Genomic DNA, 22,217 nt, shown 5'->3' with positions numbered 1-22,217 from the left:
TCGACCTTTCTGAAATAACCGGGCTAATCTACTAACTGGACTTTTAAACTCTTGCATTTACTTTTCCTCTGCTTGATTTTAACGACAACATTATTGTATGAAATAATTTTACCTTAAAACCAACAAAGTCAACAGCCTAGCCAAGGCCACTGTACCAAAGACAAACAGAGCATAAAACAGGACTGTCCTGACTCCAAAAAAGAAGAAAGGGCACTCTAAAAGTTCTGGGGAGGCGACGTGGAAATCTTTGGCTTTTTGGCGGAAGGTAAAAAAGGCAATCATCCCTAAGATGAGGGAAAGTATAAAAGCGGTCATCACTCCCGTGGAGAAGACCGTTTTTTCATGCCCTGATATCGTATCCACAGTAAGCGGTAGAGTATCTTTTCCTCGAAACATAAACCAGCCAATCACACCATTGATGACAGCGTTGGTGACACCACTGCTCAGGGCATTTTTTTGAATGAAATCATTGGCTTGATCTGAAGTTGGAACCATATAGCTACCCTTTGAGAGCCGATTTTGACTTTCCAGGGGAATTATACCATCAAAAGTCAAATTTTTCAGCAGCGAGGGGCTGATCTTGCCTAGATGCGCTCAAAATCGCTCCCTAATCTCTATTCTTTCAGAGGAGAAAATCCCTTTTCCCCGACCGACTCCTAATGGACTTGCGCTTTGATAATGTACCTTTTGGGCGAACGCAGTTCGCCCCTACATTGTGGACAAAATCCGTTACTGTAGGGGCGCAAGGAACCTGCTCCCTCCGATAGGAGGAGAAATAACAGGCTGATAGCTTAATGCTATAAATCTTCTTCTACCAAAGCCTCCACCCGTCCTGTTTTCACCGCATCCACCAAAGCGGCGTGATCTCGTTCTGTCTGATCGGCATAAGCGATCGCAAATTCGCCCATGGCTAGATCGAACTGATCTCCTTTCCCCAAATAACCACTAATAGTGGCCGCATCTCCAGATTTAGCGTGGGCGCGGGCCAAGGTCCAGCCGCAGAACTCGGCGTAGCGTTGCAGTTGGACGGCCGATACTCCTTCAATGGGTAGGGAAAACTTCATATCCCGCAGTTGCCGTAAATAGAAGTCGTTGCCCCCTCTTCCCCGGGTCCAGCCCAAAAATATGTCGCTAGAGGATTGCATCAATCTCTGGCCTGTAACTACCCGTTGTCCCTGATTTTCGTACTGGCTCTTGGCGGTATAGGGTTCCAGAACCGAAGGGCGGGCTTCCTTAACTTGTAGGATGAGGGGATGGTTATCTTCCGAGAACAATAGGGCGATATAACATCTGGTGCCGACACTGCCAATGCCCACCACTTTCAGGGCAAAGTCCTCTAACTGGTAGCGATCGAACAAGACCCGGCGTTCCTCCGGCAGGGATTGGCGATAATCTTCCAGACCCTCGCGCACGAGAGTCTCCCAATCCGGTTCGTTGACATGGTAGAGAATAGGCGGCTGATCGACAAAGCGATTGCGCCCCCCGCTTTGGGTGACGATCTTGGGGTAGAGATGTTCGATGATGCGCTCGCGGGCCTTTGTCATCATCTGTTCCCGCAACTTCCGCGTCTTTTCGTCGGGAGCCATCTCGATCGCCTGTTCTGCTCCTATGCGCGTGTACCATACCTCTAAGGGACTGAGGCGAGAATATTCCCGCAGGTGTTCTCGATAGGAACGAGCGCAATTGATCGCCGCTGCCTTCGATTCTCGCTCGGATAGATCGCTATCCCTGCCGGCGATGACAAAACTGACCACGAGACGCTTGAGATCCCATTCCCAAGGCGCGGGCAGGGTTTCGTCGAAATCGTTAATATCGAAGACTAAATTGCGTTCGGGGGTGCCAAAAAATCCGAAGTTCAACAGGTGGCAATCCCCGCAGGCCTGCACGATAATGTCGGTTTTGGGAGTGGTGGCCAGATCGTAGGCCATCAAGGCAGCGGAACCGCGCAAGAAGGTAAAGGGACTCCGCAACATTCGTCCGTAGCGGATGGGAATCAATTCCTGTAATCGCCCCCGATTTGATGCTTCGATGATTTCGATCGGCTCTCGACCAGCTGCGGGGGGTTGCCAGATAGCGTGGTCAGAACGCGGCAATCGCTCCCGCAGGGATTTACCGATCTGGATGCGTTCTTCCCGTGAACGGAATCGAGCTTGAGAGGGTGAGCGGATCGGGGTTTCTATTTGGTGGTTCATAGCGACTTTTTCCCCTGAATGAGATTACATCCCTTGCTGTTAGATGACTAAATGAATACAAGCAATAGGAAATAGATAAGTCAATAGTGATGGTTCCCCTTCTGGGATAACTTTCTAACATTTCCCCCTTTAGAGATAGCTTCTGATGCTCGGTTCAACAATTAATCTTCACTCGTTTCTTATCTGGGAAAGATCAACCTCATCAATGATAGATTTTTTTCTGAAATGGCTATCTCTTAAATTTGCTTCACTTTTAGCCCAATGGCAGCTCTACTGTTTCGATTATATCTTGCTCAAAAATTGCTGGCGGGATAATCTTAACAAAATTTTATCTAATGGTCAGCCTTCAGCCAGGGGCTAAAATCTCGCTCTTTTGTCGGGAAAAGGGGGAACTATTCCGGGTTAAAGGTGAAAATTTTCCCCTTGCCCCAGTTCTGTAGGAAGTTTTCTGTTTATTTTTTTGGGTAATGATTTGGTAGTATTAGTTTAAGTCTGTCAACCGAGAATTTACCCCTAGATTGTCTAGGAATGAGCGGTGAAAGTGTCAATATTGAGGCTCGGATGATGGGGGTGAGTTACGATGATGAAACGCCTCGATCGCTTTCTCTAGGGTTGCATAAATACGTTCGGTCGAGATATTCTCGGATAGGTCTCCTTTTTTTAATTGCTGATCTAAATCTTGCTTCACCCGTGCCATGGCGAAAGTAACCATCGTCATATCTTCTCCTGTCATCGAAAATGTCTCGAAAATCTCGCCACCGGATCAACTGCCGGTAGGAATAATTTTTCGCTGGTTTAACCCGGTTTTTTCTAGAACTGAGAAATTTATTCGCCAAGATATTAATGAAACCAAATTAAATTGTATTCAGTAAGGATTAGGGGAAATCCTGTTAGAGAAGCAACCCTCTGGGGGAGTTAACTTCTTAAACAATTCATCTACCTTGACTTCTAACGTGCCTAGGGTGATGGGAGCGTCAATTGATAAATATTCTCTAATTTCTTAAGCCATAATTAAAACTCAATAACTTTAACCAGAGGCGGGGATTGTCTTTTTCTAGCCAGCTTTGGGAGTTTTTTAACCATTGGGGAAACCAGGAACCAAAAAACAGATTTTTGACTCCATCAAGGCTAAAATCGAGATAGGAACCCAACCAACGTATTAAATCCTGACTGCCGGCCATTTCTGCTATCCATAACAGTAAAGCTGGGTTTTTTCTGGCCGCTTTAATTGCTAAACGGCTAAAGGTTAACCAATCGGTTTTATCCTTAATAAAGGTTTCAGAAACCTCCGGCGGTTCGTCGGACAATAAACCGAAAAATGTGTTTAACATGGCGTTAATTCTTTGGGGTGGTAAAGTTTTTCCCGTGGGAACCATCATTCCTTTAGAAAATAACCAAGTTACCGCCACATTACTTTGATAAGCTCGCACATTTTCTAGGTCTTTAGCTGTTAGTAAATCGTGTTTCAAGGCCATATCCAAAAGATGGGTTAAGCGCTCTAAATTACGCACCAAAGAACCGAATCCAGTAAAGATTAACGGTGATTGCAGGGAGGCGGCATCACCGATGGCTAAAATGCGATTAAAGGAGACAATTCGATCTTTTTTCCCTGTGCTAAAATGCCCCGGTATATAACCAAAGGTGGGTTTTTTCCAGGTTAATTTTTCTGGATCACACTGTCGATATTCGGGCAGAATAGTAAAGAAATCTTCGTACATTTCTAACAGAGAACCGGGGTTATCGGGATGGACTTGATGATAGTGAAATAGATAAAAGGTTAATTCTTTTCCTTCCCCTGGAAATAATTCCCAAATTAGTTGTCTGCCTTTAGAAATATCGCCATGGGAATTTAAGACATCGCCATAGTGAGAATCCCACACCACCGGATCGAATCCTTCTACTACTGCCCCCACCGTCGGACAGACACTATCAAAGGCACGCACTCCGTTTAATTGCCAAGCGATGGGAGAGGCGGAACCCATAGCATCAATCAATAAACGGCCTTTTATCTGTTGAATTTCCCCACCATGATTAAGGGTGACAGTAACACTATTAGCGGTAATATCAGCTTTGATAAATTCGGTTTGATCGAGAATTTTACCGCCATGATCCTGTAATTTTTTACCGCAGGATTGCAGCAATTGATCGGAATTAATGGCGATATTTAAAACCGTGGGAGTATGGAGAATCTCCGCCTTCAGATGGGGGGGATTATTGCCATCAAAAAACTTATTAAAGCCATCGATGTATTCTTGGAAGATTAATTTCTCGAATTCTTCGGCCGTAAATAGACCTAAATTAATTAAACTTTGAAACTCCGATCGAGAGATATTCCATTCCCGATTCATCCGTCCGAAAGGCAGTCTTTCTACTAGGAGGACTCGATAACCTAATTTGGCCATCTGTGCCGCATGAATTGCCCCCAAGGCACCACCAATATAAATTAAGTCGTAGGTGATGGGATGATCATTTTCCTCACTGCTAGAGAAAATTACCGGCTGCGGTTGTTGGGGATTTTTGGCACTGTCGCGCCAACGTTTTTCCCACCAATACAAACGTTCTAAATCCGCCTCTCCTTGGGGCATTTTGCGGAAGTAGTGAACCGTTAGGGGATAGTCCGCTTCTAAAGCTGTAAAAATTGAGTGATTTTTTTGATCGATATTTGGTATCGTGTTATACTGCGGCGGAAAACGCTTTTGTAAAGCTCGATCGAGCTGCCGAGTCAGGGATGTTTCTTGATCATGCGATCGCTCACCCCAGCGGAAAACTTTTAAATAAGTAGTCCGTTGCAGCGTCCAGACAAAAATCGACAATTCGATCGCCTCCGATAAGCGCAATCTCACCCCGTTAGGTGTATTTGTCTTGACACCGCTTCTGGGTTGCCAATCGGATTGTAACCAGTGACAAACGGCGATCGAGTCAGGAGTCGGAATTTCTCTGTAAAGTATTTCTCTCATCTTGATTTAGCTGTTAAACCCAAAAATCGTCTGATTACGCTAGACTACACAGAAAGTTTTCTGAAAAAAGTTTAAAAAACTTTACATACCTAGATTAATACACAGCCTACCCCATCTGATTATGAATTATCCCATCCCGAACACCCCCGAAGAAATTGCCGCCCTCCGACAGCGTCCCGTCGATGAGGAGATGATCGCTGCCGTGATTGCGGGAATTATTAGAATGGCCCACGCTCAGGGTCAATCCCTCGATGATCTGACTGAAGAAATTCTCGCAGAAGACCCGATTTTAGATCAAGTGCAACGACGTTGGTTAAGTCAGCTTTTCACTAATGCTTGGCAAAATTTAGCTGGATGGGTGTAATTGAGCGATGGAATGGCTAACAATCACTCTCGCTAGTGTTTTGACCCTGTTAACTCCCGCAGGGGCAATTATTGATACGGTTTTAGCCCATACCCTTCGCTCCCAAGTCCAAAAAGTGGAACAATTGGCCGTGAGGGTCGATAATACTCCCAATTATCAGGTTCTGCAAGGCAAAATCGATCGAGTTCGCATTTCTGCACGGGGAATTTATCCCCTTGCTGGTGTTCGCATTGAGAAGATCGAGCTAGAAACTGAGCCAATTAGCCTCGATTTGCGGCGATTACAGCAAAAAAACAGCAGTTTAGCCGCCGCACTGCGCCGACCGGCTGCGGGAGCATTGCATCTTGTCCTCACGGAAACTAATGTTAATCAAGCTTTACAATCGGCAGCGGTCAAAGAACAAATTCAGACCCTGATTAATAATCTGATTCCCTCTAGGGAAGAATTTGGTAGCACAAAATATCAACTTAGTCAAGCAAATTTTAACTTTCTTAATAATAATCGAGTCGCTCTCAGCCTGCAGCTAGAGACCCAAAGGCCGGACGAACCAGCAGCCACCCTCAATCTGAGCTTAGAAGTGGGATTTAAGCTAGTGCAGGGGCGAAAAATAGAGCTTATTGACCCCACAGCCACTCTTAATGGTCGTCGCATCTCCTCGCGCCTTCTCAAGGGGTTTGCCGAGGGTATATCCACCCAGTTAGATTTAAAAAACTTCGAGAAACAAGGAATTATCGCCCGCCTTCTCCAATTACAGATTGACGATGATAAGCTAAGTATAGCGGCTTTTGGCAGAATTGAACCTCGATCGGGGAACCCCAATTAAATTTAACGGTCGGAAAAGATGAGATGGGAAGTGGGAAGTGGGGAGAATAAAAGCGTTCGACTGATAACTGATAACTGATAACTGATAACTAATAACTGATAACTGAATTATGCCTAGTTCTCGCTCTAGTGATAAAATCTCTTTACCTTGGATAATTGGTATCGGCCTCGCTTTATTTACTGCTGGTGGGGCCACTGCTTGGTTTGCCGTCCATCACCTATCTTCCCCCCAGAAAACCAGCGAAAACCCGATTGAATCTCCCAGTCCGGTACCGATAAGTCAATCGCCAATTTTTGAACCGGTTTCTCCGGGTCCGGTGAAGACAAGTCCGACAGTAACTCCTGCAGCTATTCCTGTTAGGGAAACTCGACAGGTTTATTGGTTAAAAGTGACCGATACGGGTAATCAATTAGTCAGCCAAGAAATTACCGTTCAAAAAGCAGATAGTGACGACCGAGAGTTAATAGCAGTATTGAAGATTCTATTAGCTGGTCCAAGTAATCCTCAGGATATGACTACTATTCCTTCCGGGACTAAATTACTTGATTTAAAAGTAGATAAAACCGGAATTAAGATTAATCTCTCGCGCGAGTTTGGCAATGATGATGGCCCTGATATGTTAATCGGTCGTTTGGCACAAATCATCTATACTACTACTACCGAGGATCCCAATGCCAAAGTCTGGATTCAAGTGGAAGGAAAACCCCTAGAATTATTAGGAGAAGGCCACGGTATTGAAGTTGCCCAACCGATGACTCGTAAGTTTTTTGAGGAGAATTACCAGTTGTAAGTTGTCCGCGCATTTAAATTGTTTGTTGCGATAGCGAATTGAGGTTAACTAGGGGGATTACTGGGGGGATAGGGAAAAAGAATTGGATAGGGAATTTTAATTCCTTCTTGCTGATAGCGTCGGTGTAGGAGTTTAATAAATTCGTGTTTAATGGTGAGATGTTGAAAAAACTCTTCTTCTACCACCTTGAGATAAACTGTTAGCACAATGCTATAGTAATCGAGTTTACCATAAAGGATCAAGGGTTGATAGTTACCGAGGTGAGGTTGCAATAACTGAGCGATTTCTTGCATGACTTCTAGGGTAACTTTTTCGACTTTTTCTAAGTCACTATCGTAACTAATGCCCACTTCCACGGGAATCAGTAGGGAGTGATCTGGTAAACTATAGTTACGGAAACTAGAAGAAATGATCTGAGCATTGGGAATGACCAAAATATTATTGGTAATTTCTTCGATGACTGTGCATCTTAAATCCACATCTCGCACATAACCAGCTTCTCCCGTTTTCAGTTCAATATAATCTCCCGGTCTAACTTTTTTAGAAGTGATAATATTAATCCCTGACATTAAATTAGCTAGGGTATTTTGGAGAGCTAAACCGAGGGAAACACCCCCAATACCAAAGGCAGTAAGCATCGGAGTTATCGAAATGCCAATCGAGCTTAAAATCAGCAAAAAACCGCAGCTAAAAATCAGAACTTTGGCGAGAAATTCAAATAGGGAAGTTAGGGAAGAAATGCCATCATCTCCCGTGGTATAAAATCGTAATATTTCCACGGATAATTGAGCAATAGCCCAAGTAGCCGAAGCTAAAAAAGCCACTAGCAGCAATTTTTGGCTCAGGAGAATCAGGTAGGGAAAGAGGGGAAGATTGGGAAGGGAGAGGGCAATATTTAAACCCAAAAGTCCGAACCAAAGTATGCTTAATCCACGAAGGGAACGTAAAACCCCTTCCGAGAAACGCAGGTTTTTTTCTCTGGCAATCGATAAAAGTTGACTGACAACGCGCTTTTCTACGAGCCATCCCAATAGCAGGAAACTGAGGACGATGGTGATAGGTAGGATAATATAGGGCCAATCTTCCAGTCTGGTTAATAGGTTCATTGCTAGAGGGTTAGAAAAAGATGCAGTTTTGTCTTATATTATTCTCCATTTGCCTATCTCTAGCAGCGGCGGTGGAATTTTCGGGCAAAAAGTTGCAAAATGTAAAGAGAAACTCATCTTTCCTTTGGCGGCCTTCGTGAATAGTCAGTTAGTTAAACCAAAATTCGGGCTTTATCGATTCTTAATGGTTATAATCGTGGGTTTGTTGCTGATTAGCACCTTTTTAATCGCTTTTCATCTGGCTAAGATGTCGGATCCCTACATTAAGGAGGTGTTATCCCGACAAGGTAATGTGAGTCGCGGTTACGAAATCTTTCAAATTAACTGTGCTGCTTGTCACGGTCAGTTTGCTGATGGCATCGTCGGACCAAGTTTAGAGGAGGTTTCCCATCGCAAATCGAGAATTAGTCTGATTGAACAGGTAATTAGTGGTAAAACCCCGCCAATGCCCAAATTTCAGCCCGATCCTCAAGCTATGGCCGATTTATTGGTTTATTTAGAAAAGCTTTCAAAAAACTGACTTGAAAGAGGGTGTGGGGTGTAGGGAAGGAAACCTCTTTCATCTGTGGGGGTGAAAACTTTTTCATCGGGATTTACTCTTGGCTGACGTTGATGGTAAGCTAGGACTCGTTGAAACTGGGTGGAGAGTGGCAGGTGGGGAATGGAGAGGTGAGGGAATGGGGAATTTCAACTAAAACCCCAACACCCCCCGCAACGCACACGCAGTGACCACCCCAAAACCCAACCCCTGAGAAACTGATAAATTTTACTTATATAGAAAAATTTTGCTTCTATTTGGGTACGCTAGTAGAGACACTTAACGATAAATACTTATGTCTTGGCATTTCCAAGTTGAACCTGCAATTATGCAAGGGGATTTCTGGCAAGTTAGTCAGTTTTACGAAGAACTGATAGAAAGAGAACCCTTAGAAATTAGTCATTATTGGTATTTAGGATTAGCCTATCTTTTGGAAGCTCGGGAAGAAGAAGCACAAGCTACTTGGTTATTTGTCTTCACTCAAGGAGATGAACAGGAGGTGATGCTGTGGACAGTAGATTTAGTCAATATTTTGGATGGGGAAGCACGCAGACAATTAGAGTTAGGCAATTTAGAAACCAGTTGGTTAATTCGAGGACATATTCGCGAGATTATTCCCGATAATGTTGATAATTTACTGCGGTTTATTTTATTAGCAATTAATTTGAATTATTTCGAGCAGGAGCAGTTACAAGCTTGGTTATTTGTTGATGTGTTAAAAACAAATAATTTCCAGAGTCTAGAGTTAAGTTTATTAGCAGAAGTTTTAGAAAAATTTATCGATTCTCAGATACCAGAAACCGTCCCTTACTTAGAGTCAATATTTCAATCTAACTATCAGCGACAAACTTTTATCAAAATAGTAGAAGCTAAAGTACCTTCTCTAGCCATTAATAATAAACCATTGGCTATTGATATTATTAATACTTGTTTAGCAGTAGAACCAGAGCAAATTTATCTGTTAGCTGCACTTTATCAATGTTATTTTGATAATCGAGATTTTGCTGCTGCTATCCAAGTAGCTAATCAATTAAAAACAAGTTGTCAAGGGTTTCCTTCTCAAGTTGTAGCTGATTATATTGCTCTTTATGTCAAATTATTTAGTGGTGATTGGGTCGATATTAAGGCAGATACTGAAAAATATACAGAATCCTTGCAAAAAAGTATCACTAATCAAGAATGTCCCAGATTATTGGATGCACCATACCTAACAATTTTATCCCCTCTAGTTTACCTAGAAGATAACCCAAGGAAAAACCGTTATATTAGTAATTGTGTTGGTCAACTTTTTCAGGAATATGTTCGCAATAATTCTAACTGTCATTCTTTGCGAAAATCGACTATTAAGGATACCAATAAAGTTCTGAAAATTGGCTATATTGCCCATACTTTATATAATCATTCTATCGGATTAATCTCTAGATGGTTAATGAAGTATCATGACTATAATGAGTTTCATGTCTCTTTATACCTAGTATCTCAAAAAGAAGATATGATCACTCAAAATGATTTTAAAAATCAGGTAAATGCTTGCTATCACTTACCGATTAATCCTCAAATGATTGCTGAAAAAATTAGTCAAGATAACATTGATGTTTTGGTAGATTTAGACAGTATCACTAATAACGCAACTTGCCAAGTTATGGCACTTAAACCCGCACCAATACAAGTGACTTGGTTAGGTTTTGATGCGTCAGGAATTCCCGCAATTGATTACTATCTTGCTGATAATTACGTTTTACCAGCAGATGCACAGGAATATTACCAAGAAAAAATTTGGCGCTTACCTAATTCCTATATTTGTGTGGATGGTGTCGAGGTTGCTTACCCCTCTCTCCGAAGGGATGATTTAGGGATTCCAGAGGATGCAATTAATTACTTAACCGTACAAACGGGGGTTAAACGTAACCCTGAAATTATTCGACTTCAGCTACAAGTTTTAAAGGCAGTTCCTAATAGTTATTTGAGTATTCAAGGGTTAAGTGATGCTAAATCAGTGGAAAAATTATTTTTCAAAATTGCCGAGGAAGAAGGAATTAATTATGAGAGATTAAAAATCTTACCCCTCTATCCCACAGGAATTTATCGAGCAAATTTAAGGATAGCTGATGTGGTTTTAGATACCTATCCCTTTACGGGAGGAATGACGACTTTAGATGTGCTGTGGATGGGGATTCCTTTAGTTACAAAAGTTGGTCAACAATGGTCATCGAGAAATAGTTATACTTTAATGGTTAATGCGGGAATTAGTGAGGGTATCGCTTGGAGTGATGAGGAGTATATCGACTGGGGGATTAAGTTAGGTAAGGATGAAAACCTGAGACGCAAAGTTATCGCTAAATTAGATGAATCTAGAAAAACTTCACCGATTTGGAATGCACGTCAGTTTACTAAAAATGTGGAAAATGCCTATCGTCAAATGTGGCAAATCTATTGTGAAAGTTAATCAGGGAGAATTAAATCATGTCTTGGCAAAACGAAGTTAAAACCGCTTTAGAAAACAATCAATACGATATTGTTAGTCAGTTTTACGAAGAACTGATAGAAAGAGAAACCCTAGAAATTAGTCATTATTGGTATCTAGGATTATCCTATCTTTTACAAGATAGAGAAGAAGACGCACAAGCTACTTGGTTACTGGTGTTGAGTCAAGCAGCTGAATCAGAATTATCGGGGTGGATAGAAACTTTAACTCAAATCTTAGATGCAGAGGCAACCAGACAAGAAAATTCCCAAAGACTAGAGACGAGCTATCTAATTCGATTGCATCTACAAAACCTTAATCCTAGTTTTTTAAATAATCTCCTGCATCTGATGGAATTAGAAATACAATTCCAATTTTTTGCGATGGAAAAGTGCAATGATTGGTGTGTATTTGAACTGTTAGAGAATACAGCTACAGCAGCAATTAATCTTGATTTACTGCTGCGAGTGACGGAAAAAGTTTTAATCTACCCCTGTACTGATACCATCCACTTTTTAGAATTAGCAGCCTTACATATCAATAATCCAGAAATAATTGCAACCAAAGTTATATCAGCAATTGTCAATTATGCTTATCAACAAAAGCAAAGTGTATTTGCTATTAATTTGGTAGAGCTTTGTTTGCGCTTTCTCCCAGAGGATTTATACCTACAAAATAGTTTGTTTAATCTTTATAAAACCACCACTGTTGACTATAAAAAATCTCTAGAAATTGCTGATAATTTTTATAAAAGTTGCCAGACAACCACTGAAAAGCTCTTGGGAATTTCTCTAGTGATTGGTATTTTACAAGCTAAAGGAGACTGGGGAAATTTACCTAAATTTATTGATGAATTAATACAACTAATCGAGGGACAAATTAATGCTAAACAATTTAATGCACGTCCTTTTATTATTGACTCTATTTTAGGAGTTACTATCTGTCTTCCCTACTATCAAGATAATCCGAAAATCAATCGCTATTTACAAAGTAAACTAGCGGAAATTTTTCAAGCAGATGTAAGAACCCGCTATAACTATATTGCTCCTGTTTCTTCTCCAAAATCTCCAGCAAGAAAAATAAAAATTGGTTATATTGCCCATACTCTCCGTCGTCATTCTGTGGGTTGGTTAAGTCGCTGGTTATTTCACTATCATAATCGAGATAAATTTGAAATTTACACCTATTTTGTCAACCAAGCAGCGGACGAAATTACTGAAAAATGGTTTATAAATAACTCAGATTATAGCTATAACTTGCCAGCAAAAATTGAACAAATAACTGCCCAAATTCGTCAAGATAACTTAGATATTTTAGTGGATATTGATAGCTTAACCAATAATACAACTTATCTAGTAATGGCCTTAAAACCCGCACCGATACAGGTAACTTGGTTAGGATTAGATGCGTCGGGAATCCCTGCGATTGATTATTTTATTGCCGATAACTACGTTTTACCCGAAAATGCTGAAGAAATTTATTCAGAAAAAATCATCCGACTTCCTAACTCTTATTTATCCGTGGATGGTTTTGAAGTGGGTGTTCCCACTAGGAGAAGAACTGATTTAAATATTCCCGATGATGCTATTATTTATCTGACCGTGCAATCGGGATTAAAACGCACCTTAAACATGATTTATCTGCAATTGCAGATTCTTCAACAGGTTCCTAATAGCTATCTTTTAATCAAAGGTTTTGCCGACAAAGAAACTATTCGAGAATTATTTCTCAAAAGTGCTGACGAATTGGGAATTAGTCAAGATAGATTAAGATTTTTGCCCAATGATTTCAATGAGGAAACCCATCGCGCTAATCTAGGAATTGCTGATATAGTTCTCGATACCTATCCCTATAGTGGTGCTACCACAACCCTAGAAACCCTCTGGATGGGGATTCCTTTAGTCACTAGGGTTGGTGAACAATTTGCAGCCCGCAATAGCTATACTTTTATGAAAAATGCCGGCATTAGTCAGGGTATAGCTTGGAGTGATGAGGAATATGTGCAGTGGGGAATTAAGTTAGGATTAGATGAAAATTTAAGGGAAGAAGTCCGTTATCAATTACGTCAATCTCGTCATACATCTCCCCTCTGGAATGCCAAACAATTTACCATAGATATGGAAAAAGCCTACGAACAAATTTGGCAAAATAATCACCATGATTAGCTTATCTATAAATGAGCAAATTTATTGGTAGCCTCAATTAAAGCACTACGAATTCCCACTTCTGTCATCGAATGTCCCGCATCGGGAACAATGATCAATTCCGCTTCCGGCCAAGCTTGATGTAATTCCCAAGCAGAAATCATCGGACAAACAATGTCATAACGTCCTTGCACGATAACCGCAGGAATATGACGAATTTTATCAACATTTTCGATCAGTTGGTTATCCGTTTCTAAAAAACCCTTATTGACAAAATAATGGCATTCAATGCGTGCAAAAGCTTCGGCAAAATTATCCTGACCGAATCTCTCGATTAAATTGTCCGCAGGAATTAATTTGCTGGTACTTCCCTCCCAAATTGACCAAGCTTTGGCAGCTTCTAGACGGATTTGGGGGTTATCGCTAGTCAGGCGCCGATAATAAGCGGCGAGCAAATCACCCCTTTCTTCTGGGGGAATAGGTGCTAAATAATTCTGCCAAATATCGGGAAAAATATAACTGGTTCCCTCTTGATAAAACCATTTTAATTCTTTTTCTCGCAGTAGAAAAATTCCGCGCAAAATTAAGCCTAAACAGCGTTCGGGATGGGTTTGACTGTAGGCTAAAGATAGGGTACTTCCCCAACTACCGCCAAAAACTACCCAGCGCTCGATTTTTAATAATTCTCGTAGTTTTTCGATATCTGCCACTAACAGCCAAGTGTTATTTTCTTTTAACTCAGCGTGAGGGGTACTTTTACCGCAACCCCGTTGATCAAAAAGGACAATTCTCCATTTCTGCGGATCGAAATACTGACGATAAATCCCTTCAATACCACCTCCGGGCCCGCCATGGAGAAATACTACCGGTTTACCCTGGGGATTGCCCACTTCTTCATAATAAATTGTGTGGAGAGCCGATACTTTTAAGTAACCAGTACAATAGGGATCGATCGCTGGATATAATTCTCTAGTCATATTTACAGTCTTTCTCATTAAGATGAAGTCTAACCTAATTTGCCATCTCCCCACACCCCACACCCCGCTCCACTGGTATTATGACCACAGATATCATAATAGCTAAAGAAACTGCACGATTAGATACCAAAGTCTCTCACAGATAGAAGATAATCAATATTTATCAGTATTGGAAGCCTTCAGCATGGTTCATTTAACGCCCAATCCTAGCTATAGTTTAAGTCTCAAGATAGAAATCCCCAATCAAGCGGGAACCTTCGCTTCTGTCCTCAATGCGATCGCCGATGTGGGGGGGAATTTAGGGCAAATTTCTCTAATCGAACGCAATTTAAAGATTAGCACCCGCGAGATTATGGTTGATGCCGCTAGTACCGACCAAGCGGAACAGATTATCGCCGCGGTTAAAGCTCTACCGGATGTTAAACTGCTCAAAGTTTCCGATCGCACCTTCGATCTCCATCGTCGGGGTAAAATCTCCATTGAGAGTCGTATTCCCCTCACCTCCCAAGATGACCTGGCCATGGCCTACACCCCCGGAGTTGGTCGCATCTGCACCGCTATCGCTCACCAACCCGAACTGGTGTACTCATTGACCATCAAGGGCAACACCGTCGCTGTAGTGACCGATGGTAGCGCGGTATTAGGATTAGGAAATCTCGGGCCAGAGGCTGCCTTGCCAGTCATGGAAGGGAAAGCGATGTTATTCAAGGAATTCGCCGGAATTGATGCTTTTCCCATCTGTTTAGCCACCCAGGACCCCGAAGAAATCATCGCAACCGTCAAAAGAATCGCTCCGGTTTTTGGGGGTATTAACCTAGAGGATATCGGCGCTCCCCGCTGTTTTGAAATCGAGAAACGTCTGCGAGCGGAATTAAATATTCCCGTTTTCCACGATGATCAACACGGTACAGCGATCGTTTCCCTGGCTGCCCTGATTAATGCCCTCAAATTTGTCAAAAAATCGCTTGATACAGCCAAAATCGTCATTAATGGTGCAGGTGCGGCCGGAATCGCCATCGCTACTCTCTTTAAAACCGCAGGAGCCACAGATATAATCCTCTGTGATTCCCTTGGTATCCTCTCCCAAAACCGGGACGATTTAACCCCAGAAAAACAAGCTTGGGCCGTGGCTGCCAGTGGTAAGCTAGGGGATGCTCTCAAAGGCGCTGATGTCTTCCTGGGGGTGAGCGTACCGGGGGTGTTGACTCCCGAAATGGTCAAGGGAATGGCTAAAAATGCGATCGTGTTTGCCATGGCTAATCCGATTCCCGAAATTCAACCGGAATTAATCAATGATTTGGTGGCCGTGGTGGCTACTGGACGCAGCGATTATCCCAATCAGATTAACAATGTTCTCGCTTTCCCCGGATTATTTCGCGGGGCCCTGGACTGTCGCGCTAGGGCAATCACCGATAATATGTATCTGGAAGCGGCCAAAGCGATCGCTTCTCTGATCACTCCTGCTAATCTCAATCGAGAGAATATTATTCCCTCGGTTTTTGATGGTCGTGTAGTTACGGCTGTGGCCGCCGCCGTTCAACACGCTGCTCGTCAAGATGGAGTGGCCGGGGAATAATGTAATTATGGTGCAGGAGGGTAAGTAAACCGTGAAACCGATCGATGATATTCCCGAAGCTTTGCGGGACAGCCAGTACAGAAAAACTACTAATCCTAATGGTCTAATAGCGATCGCAAGCGGTTTACTTGCTCTGGTGGGAACCGGCCTAATTGCCATAGCAGTCTTGAATCGTCCCCCTGCTACCGTAAAAAAACCGGTTATTAACCCCTCCCCCCCCATTAAAGCCACTCCTAGCCCCATTGAGAACATTCTAGGTCATTTACCCTATCAAGAGGCTCCGGAGACGGAATTAGCCCCCATTACTGGGGATGGTGGTATGCGTTTAAGGAAGGCAGCAGCCAAAGCTTTTATCCAGATGCAGAGTGACGCGAGAAGGTCGGGGGTGATTTTAATGCCGATTTCCGCATTTCGATCGAAAGCAACCCAAGAAAAGCTCTTTTTTGAAGTTAAAAAACAACGCAATCAGCAAACCCGCAAACGAGCAGAAGTGAGCGCACCTCCGGGTTACAGCGAACATCATACCGGTTATGCGATCGATATTGGCGATGGTCGCGCTCCCGCCACAAATTTAAGTAGCAGTTTTGCTAATACTGCCGCTTTTCGTTGGTTGCAAAATAACGCTGCCCAGTATAGTTTCGAGTTATCTTTCCCCGAAAATAATCCCCAGGGTATTAATTATGAACCCTGGCACTGGCGTTTTGTCGGGGATAGTCACAGTTTAGAAACTTTTTATAAAGCCCAACAATTAGGAAAACAAAAATAAGATAACCTTATCGGCGATCGATGGCATTTTCTGGAATTAATTACTAAAATAGGATTATATTGTATTGTGAGTGTTTCTAATATGTCCAAGCCGGTAGAATACTTAACAAATGAGCAAGGGGAACGAGTTGGGGTTTTATTAGACTGGAACACCTATTCTCGATTTGCCAATTCATTAGGACTCGATGAAGATTGTTTGATTGGTTTGAGTGTGGATGAATTAAAAGCGCTGGCAAGTTGTCAATTGTCCCTAGTAGAGCAAACCCGTTTAGATGATTTAGTGACGAGAAATGCAGAATCTTTACTCTGCGCTGATGAAGTAGCTGAGTTAGATGAGTTGTTGGCAAAAACAGATCAATTAACAATTCTTAAAACTCGTGCCAGATATACGCTAAAGTGCTTGGAACAAGGTACGACAGCAGCGTGAGTGTTTATATTCGGATGGGGTTTTCCCTGTCTGACAGGAGAGGGATGCAGAAACTCCGATTCTATCTTGTAAGTAGGTAGGCGTTAAAAGTTATCAGATGCCCCCCTTATCAAGGGGGGCAGGGGGGATCGAACCTAAAATCCATTTTTAATTTAATTATAACCAGCTACTTAAGTCATGAACAAATCTTCTTAGCCTACAATTAAAAATATTAGAGAGTTTAATCGGGGTTCCTTCTCGAACTAACAGACAGCATCAATGATTGACTGGACTTCCTATCTCGAATCTATCTCGGAAAAGTACGCCCAATGGGAGACATTTTACACCCTCACCGACGTAGAGGGAAAAACACGCCCGTCGAAAACTGCACCTTTGCTAAGGGATTTGTGGGTACAGACGATTGAAAAAGAACCACAAAACCGACAAGAAAGACCAGAAAAAACCGAAAGATTCACAGTTTTAGAAGGTTTACGCAAGTATGCGGCTAATCACGTTCTTTTAAAAGGTCGTCCGGGTTCAGGAAAATCGACCGCTTTAGCCAGATTGTTATTAGAAGAAGCGCAAAGCTTGCGCCCAAATCAACAAAATCAGGCTAAAATCATTCAAATTCCCATTCTCATCGAATTACGCTTGTATGAAACCTCAATTCTTGATTTAATTTTACAATTCCTGAAACGCCATAAATTAATTATTAATAGTAATACCCTAGAAAGTTGGCTGTTAGAAAATCAGAATTTCATCCCACTATTATTATTTGATGGTATCAATGAATTGCCCTCAGATCCTGCACGACAGAAATTAAAAAACTTTTGTCAGCAGTATGCAGAAATCCCGATGATTTTCACAACAAGGGATTTAGGCAGCGACGACTTAGATATTGAAAAAAAGCTGGAAATGCTTCCCCTGAGCGAACCACAGATGCGGGATTTTGTCAAGGCCTATTTGCCCGAAAAAGGCGAAGAAATGCTTAAACAGTTGGGAAATCGTCTCAAGGAATTGGGAGAAACTCCCCTACTTTTGTGGATGCTTTGTTCAGTTTTTGATGATAATGAGAACAAAATTCCTGCTAATTTAGGCTTAGTTTTCCAGATTTTTACAGGAATTTATAACAAGAAATTAAAAGCAGATGTTCCTACTTACCAAGAATCGCGGGATTGGTGGCGAGAATTGCTGCAAGTGTTAGCTTGGAAAATGACACAAGGGGAGTCAAAAACTGAGATTCAGGTGGCTATTTCCCGAACAGAAGCAGAGGAAGAATTAACGAAATTTATCAAAAATAAAGGATTTCCCGAATATTACGGTAAGCAGTGGTTAGAGGATTTATTGAAATATCATCTAATTCACCTAGAAGGTAATGATAAAATTGCTTTTCGCCATCAACTGATTCAAGAATACTACACGGCTGAGGAATTACAGAAAAAACTACGCCATCTCAGTGATGAGCAGTTAAAGTGGGACTATTTGAATTATCTCAAATGGACGGAACCTATGGCGTTGCTGTTGGGGTTATTGGATAATGAAACCGAAGCAAAACGGGTGGTTAAGTTAGGGTTAGAGATTGATTTACAATTAGGAGCGAGGTTAGCAGGAGAAGTCAACTTTAAGTTTCAAAAGCAGACAGTGGAATTAGTGCTGCGGTTGGATGTACCGAAACGGTTTAAGGTGGAATTATTGGGATTAACAAAGTCTAATCAAGTTGTTAATGAGTTACTCAAGGCTTTAGAAGACTCTGATTGGTATGTTCGTAGGAACGCAGTCGAGGCTTTGGCTAAGATTGGCACAGAAACAGCCATTGCGGGGTTACTCAAGGCTTTAGAACACTCTGATTGGTATGTTCGTAGGAAGGCAGCCGAGGCTTTGGGTAAGATTGGCTCAGAAACAGCGATTCCGGAGTTACTCAAGGCTTTAGAAGACTCTGATTGGTATGTTCGTGGGAAGGCAGCCTTCGCTTTGGGTAAGATTGGCTCGGAAACAGCCATTGCGGGATTACTCAAGGCTTTAGAAGACTTTTATGAGGATGTTCGTGGGAACGCAGCCTTCGCTTTGGGTAATATTGGCTCAGAAACAGCCATCCCGGAGTTACTCAAGGCTTTAGAAGACTCTGATGATTGGTCTGTTCGTATGAAGGCAGCCGAGGCTTTGGGTAATATTGGCTCAGAAACAGCCATTGCGGGGTTACTCAAGGCTTTAGAAGACTCTGATGATTGGTCTGTTCGTATGAAGGCAGTCGAGGCTTTGGGTAATATTGGCTCAGAAACAGCGATTCCGGGGTTACTCAAGGCTTTAGAAGACTCTAATGAGTATGTTCGTAGGAACGCAGCCTTCGCCTTGGCTGAGATTGGCTCAGAAACAGCCATTCCAGGATTACTCAAGGTTTTAGAAGACTCTGATTGGTATGTTCAGGAGGCAGCCTTCGCCTTGGCTGAGATTGGCTCAGAAACAGCCATTCCGGGATTACTCAAGGCTTTAGAAGACTCTGATGATGATGTTCGTAGGAACGCAGCCTTCGCTTTGGGTAACATTGGCTCAGAAACAGCCATTCCGGAGTTACTCAAGGCTTTAGAAGACTCTGATTATTGGCCTGGTAGGAACGCAGCAGCCTTCGCTTTGGGTAATATTGGCTCAGAAACAGCCATTCCGGAGTTACTCAAGGCTTTAGAAGACTCTAATCACTATTTTCGTGGGAAGGCAGCCGAGGCTTTGGGTAAAATTGGCTCGGAAACAGCCATTGGGGGGTTACTCAAGGCTTTAGAAGACTATGATGAGTATGTTTGTTGGAACGCAGTCGAGGCTTTGGGTAATATTGGCACAGAAACAGCGATGACTGAACTTATCAAATGCCTGAAAAATACTGATTTTGTCACATTAAATAATGACTATACTCTCACTCTCTATCCAGCTAGAGAAGCACTAGACATAATTCAAAACAAACTTAAATACTATCACCCCCTCTCCCAACCCATGAATCAACAAGTTTACATTTCCTACAACTGGCAAGAAGACAGCAACGAAATGGCTAATCAACTCGTCCAAGCTTTTGCCGCTAAAGGAATTGAGATTATTCGGGATAAAACCCACACCACCTATAAAGACTCCATCAAAAACTTTATGCAGCAAATTGGACAGGGGAAATGTGTCGTCGCCGTCATCAGCGATAGATACTTAAAATCAGAAAACTGTATGTTTGAATTAGTAGAAATTGCTAGAAATGGTGACTTTTATCAAAGAATATTCCCGATTATTTTACCAGATGCCAGAATTCATAAAGACTTCGAGCGCATAGACTACCTGAAATATTGGGAAGACGAAAAAGCAAAACTACAAGCAAAATACAAACAAATTGATTTAGCTAAAACTAATAGTATCTTGGCGACATTAAACTTATATGATGAAATCAGGGGCAAGATTGATAATCTAACCAACATTCTTAAAGATATGAATACTCTCAATATCGACTTACACCCCCAATCGGAATTTGCAGCTATGATTCAAGCAGTAGAAACTAAACTTGCAGAGGATGGTCAAACATCATCTAATCAATCTCCAGTCAAGTCAGAATCTAAATATACTATCCATGCCAAAAACCTCCAGATTATTGAAAAAGGTGATGGCCAGATTCAGGATTCTAGTTCGTAGTTGTGCTTAAGCGGGTGCATCTCAGATTTGCAGAAATACCGAAAACTTTTCGCTTTAAAAGGCGAGGTTTTAGACCCGATTTTTTTGATAACTTTTAATTGCTGACATGACTAAATATCTAAACATTACTGAAACAGGACAAAAGCTGGTTGAATGGTCTGAGCAAATGACTGACGAACCTATTATTATTACCAAAGAAGGTCAACCCATTATGGTTGCCCTGAATTACGCTCAAATTGAATCTTGGTTAGAAACTCTTGATATTTTACAAGACAAAGAGTTCGCCGAAATCCTATCTGAAGCGATTCAACAGTATCAATCAGGACAAAGAATTGCTTGGGAAGATGCTAAAAAACAACTCGGTTGGTAATGGAATATCAAATACAATTAATTCCTCTTGCTTTAAGCTTTTTATCTAAAATTACCGATAAACGCATTCAGCAAGAAATTCGCAAACGGATTGAAAAGCTAAAAATTGAACCGGATAAACAAGGTAAAGCCCTTTCAGGTAAACTTAAAGGATATCGTAGCGTTAGGGCAGTTGGTCAAAGATATCGGATTGTCTATCGTGTTGAAGAAGCTCAAATTATTGTTATTGTTATTGGAGTTGGAATTCGTAAACAAGGTGATAAAAAAGATATTTATGCCCTTCTTGAAAAATTAATTAATAATGAATAAAATATGGGTTATGACAGAACTGCTAAACCAATAGGTTCTTGCTGAATCGTGAGATATACACCTATTACTTTTTCAGAGATAGCCAGTTTTGGAGAGGATAGTCAAAATATTCCTACTTCTTCTGAAAAAAACGCATCCCTATCATCTATTACCTATGATTTCAGAGGAGCTACCATTGGCAATTTAGCTCATAATGTGCAAGGAAACCAACAGAATTATCCCCAGCAACCTAATAACAATAACCCAGAGGAAAAATAACATGGTTCAGCAACTTAATAACACCCAAATCGCCATCAATACTTTATTGAATAAACTCAACGATTCTCTCCCCCAGATCCGCGCTAAAGCTGCCGAAGCCTTGGGCAAAATTGGCAATAGCAGCCTTGCCGACACCTTAGTATCCCATTTAATAGGAGAAAATGATCTTAATGTTCGCCTAAATCTGATTCGAGCTTTAGGAGAAATTGGCAATGAATCCGCAATTCCTTATCTAGCTTCCTGCTTATCTGATACTAATCCCGATATTCGGATAATCACGGCGGAATCTCTCGGAAAAATTGGTAGTGAAAAAGCAATATCCTATCTCATTCAATCCCTACAAGATACGGAAGTAAAAGTTCGTGTCACAGCCACAATTGCTTGGGAGCATCCCAGTTTTGCAATGAGTAAAAATACTCAGGCAATATCGCCGTTGAGATAAGCACAACGTAGCTTCAAATACTGAGGAACATTCTCTGCTTTCCATTGTGCTCCCACAATTTTCATTCTTGCACCTATTTG

The 22,217-nt window shown here is 41.8% G+C and carries 20 protein-coding genes; 14 read left to right on the top strand and 6 right to left on the bottom strand.

The features are described 5' to 3' along the window. Nucleotides 1-108: 108 nt before the first annotated feature. The 4 genes from O9323_RS09715 to O9323_RS09700 all read right to left on the bottom strand — a co-directional run bounded on the left by O9323_RS09715 (nucleotide 109) and on the right by O9323_RS09700 (nucleotide 5,149). Entirely contained in the window at nucleotides 109-495 is a 387-nt protein-coding gene (locus tag O9323_RS09715; protein ID WP_228051306.1) for a hypothetical protein, read from the bottom strand. Between the two features lie 302 nt (nucleotides 496-797). Continuing rightward, on the bottom strand, nucleotides 798-2,192 hold the full coding sequence (locus tag O9323_RS09710) for a DUF2252 domain-containing protein (protein ID WP_193978040.1): 1,395 nt from the start codon (nucleotides 2,190-2,192) through the stop codon (nucleotides 798-800). A gap of 544 nt (nucleotides 2,193-2,736) precedes the next feature. Further along, entirely contained in the window at nucleotides 2,737-2,925 is a 189-nt protein-coding gene (locus O9323_RS09705; RefSeq protein WP_228051307.1) for a sulfate transporter, read from the bottom strand. Between the two features lie 259 nt (nucleotides 2,926-3,184). Then, nucleotides 3,185-5,149, bottom strand: a complete 1,965-nt coding sequence (locus O9323_RS09700) for an FAD-dependent monooxygenase family protein (RefSeq protein WP_288125026.1) — start codon at nucleotides 5,147-5,149, stop codon at nucleotides 3,185-3,187. 121 nt (nucleotides 5,150-5,270) lie between these two features. Between O9323_RS09700 and O9323_RS09695 the strand changes: the two genes are divergently transcribed. The 3 genes from O9323_RS09695 (at nucleotide 5,271) to O9323_RS09685 (ending at nucleotide 7,126) form a co-directional block, all read left to right on the top strand. Further along, nucleotides 5,271-5,513, top strand: coding sequence for a hypothetical protein (locus O9323_RS09695; RefSeq protein ID WP_002754017.1), 243 nt, complete (start codon nucleotides 5,271-5,273; stop codon nucleotides 5,511-5,513). Nucleotides 5,514-5,520: 7 nt separating this feature from the next. Next, nucleotides 5,521-6,336, top strand: a complete 816-nt coding sequence (locus O9323_RS09690) for an LmeA family phospholipid-binding protein (RefSeq protein ID WP_193978044.1) — start codon at nucleotides 5,521-5,523, stop codon at nucleotides 6,334-6,336. A 109-nt stretch (nucleotides 6,337-6,445) separates the two neighbouring features. Next, complete coding sequence (locus O9323_RS09685; protein WP_002736116.1) at nucleotides 6,446-7,126, top strand: GerMN domain-containing protein; 681 nt, start codon at nucleotides 6,446-6,448, stop codon at nucleotides 7,124-7,126. Between the two features lie 44 nt (nucleotides 7,127-7,170). Here O9323_RS09685 and O9323_RS09680 read toward each other — a convergent pair whose 3' ends face one another. Beyond that, nucleotides 7,171-8,232 (bottom strand): mechanosensitive ion channel family protein, encoded by a 1,062-nt coding sequence (locus tag O9323_RS09680; RefSeq protein WP_002735319.1) that lies wholly within the window; start codon nucleotides 8,230-8,232, stop codon nucleotides 7,171-7,173. Between the two features lie 28 nt (nucleotides 8,233-8,260). Between O9323_RS09680 and O9323_RS09675 the strand changes: the two genes are divergently transcribed. The 3 genes from O9323_RS09675 (at nucleotide 8,261) to O9323_RS09665 (ending at nucleotide 13,399) form a co-directional block, all read left to right on the top strand. Beyond that, complete coding sequence (locus tag O9323_RS09675) at nucleotides 8,261-8,752, top strand: c-type cytochrome (protein WP_002754012.1); 492 nt, start codon at nucleotides 8,261-8,263, stop codon at nucleotides 8,750-8,752. Between the two features lie 313 nt (nucleotides 8,753-9,065). Further along, the gene (locus O9323_RS09670) at nucleotides 9,066-11,216 is read left to right on the top strand and encodes an O-linked N-acetylglucosamine transferase, SPINDLY family protein (RefSeq protein ID WP_002754010.1); all 2,151 of its coding nucleotides are present in this window, start codon (nucleotides 9,066-9,068) and stop codon (nucleotides 11,214-11,216) included. Between the two features lie 17 nt (nucleotides 11,217-11,233). Next, nucleotides 11,234-13,399 (top strand): O-linked N-acetylglucosamine transferase, SPINDLY family protein, encoded by a 2,166-nt coding sequence (locus tag O9323_RS09665; RefSeq protein ID WP_288125025.1) that lies wholly within the window; start codon nucleotides 11,234-11,236, stop codon nucleotides 13,397-13,399. 5 nt (nucleotides 13,400-13,404) lie between these two features. Here the strand turns inward: O9323_RS09665 and pip are convergent, their stop codons facing one another. Beyond that, nucleotides 13,405-14,355: a prolyl aminopeptidase gene (gene pip / locus O9323_RS09660; protein WP_002736920.1), complete on the bottom strand. Its 951-nt coding sequence runs from the start codon at nucleotides 14,353-14,355 to the stop codon at nucleotides 13,405-13,407. 184 nt (nucleotides 14,356-14,539) lie between these two features. Here pip and O9323_RS09655 point away from each other — a divergent pair, with 184 nt between their 5' ends. The 8 genes from O9323_RS09655 to O9323_RS09620 all read left to right on the top strand — a co-directional run bounded on the left by O9323_RS09655 (nucleotide 14,540) and on the right by O9323_RS09620 (nucleotide 22,137). Further along, nucleotides 14,540-15,931 carry an NAD-dependent malic enzyme gene (locus tag O9323_RS09655; protein WP_002754007.1) on the top strand — a complete coding sequence of 464 codons (1,392 nt, stop codon included), beginning with the start codon at nucleotides 14,540-14,542 and terminating at the stop codon, nucleotides 15,929-15,931. Nucleotides 15,932-15,962: 31 nt separating this feature from the next. After that, a complete protein-coding gene (locus O9323_RS09650; protein WP_002754006.1) occupies nucleotides 15,963-16,697 on the top strand; it encodes a M15 family metallopeptidase in 735 nt (244 codons plus the stop codon). Between the two features lie 81 nt (nucleotides 16,698-16,778). Next, on the top strand, nucleotides 16,779-17,123 hold the full coding sequence (locus tag O9323_RS09645; RefSeq protein ID WP_002754005.1) for a hypothetical protein: 345 nt from the start codon (nucleotides 16,779-16,781) through the stop codon (nucleotides 17,121-17,123). Between the two features lie 258 nt (nucleotides 17,124-17,381). Continuing rightward, the gene (locus O9323_RS09640; protein WP_288125024.1) at nucleotides 17,382-20,759 is read left to right on the top strand and encodes a HEAT repeat domain-containing protein; all 3,378 of its coding nucleotides are present in this window, start codon (nucleotides 17,382-17,384) and stop codon (nucleotides 20,757-20,759) included. Nucleotides 20,760-20,865: 106 nt separating this feature from the next. Continuing rightward, the gene (locus O9323_RS09635) at nucleotides 20,866-21,129 is read left to right on the top strand and encodes a type II toxin-antitoxin system Phd/YefM family antitoxin (RefSeq protein ID WP_286826928.1); all 264 of its coding nucleotides are present in this window, start codon (nucleotides 20,866-20,868) and stop codon (nucleotides 21,127-21,129) included. Continuing rightward, entirely contained in the window at nucleotides 21,129-21,437 is a 309-nt protein-coding gene (locus O9323_RS09630; protein WP_002750216.1) for a type II toxin-antitoxin system RelE family toxin, read from the top strand. The genes O9323_RS09635 and O9323_RS09630 overlap by 1 nt, the downstream gene beginning before the upstream one ends. A 48-nt stretch (nucleotides 21,438-21,485) precedes the next feature. Continuing rightward, on the top strand, nucleotides 21,486-21,695 hold the full coding sequence (locus O9323_RS09625) for a hypothetical protein (protein ID WP_002750218.1): 210 nt from the start codon (nucleotides 21,486-21,488) through the stop codon (nucleotides 21,693-21,695). A gap of 1 nt (nucleotide 21,696) precedes the next feature. After that, complete coding sequence (locus O9323_RS09620) at nucleotides 21,697-22,137, top strand: HEAT repeat domain-containing protein (protein ID WP_288125022.1); 441 nt, start codon at nucleotides 21,697-21,699, stop codon at nucleotides 22,135-22,137. Nucleotides 22,138-22,217: the final 80 nt, after the last annotated feature.

Origin of the sequence: Microcystis sp. LE19-131.1A (assembly GCF_027532015.1) — a bacterium.
GTDB classification, from domain to species: domain Bacteria; phylum Cyanobacteriota; class Cyanobacteriia; order Cyanobacteriales; family Microcystaceae; genus Microcystis; species Microcystis ichthyoblabe_A.
Note: the sequence above shows the minus strand (reverse complement) of the source record. Positions and strands in the feature narration are given on the sequence as shown.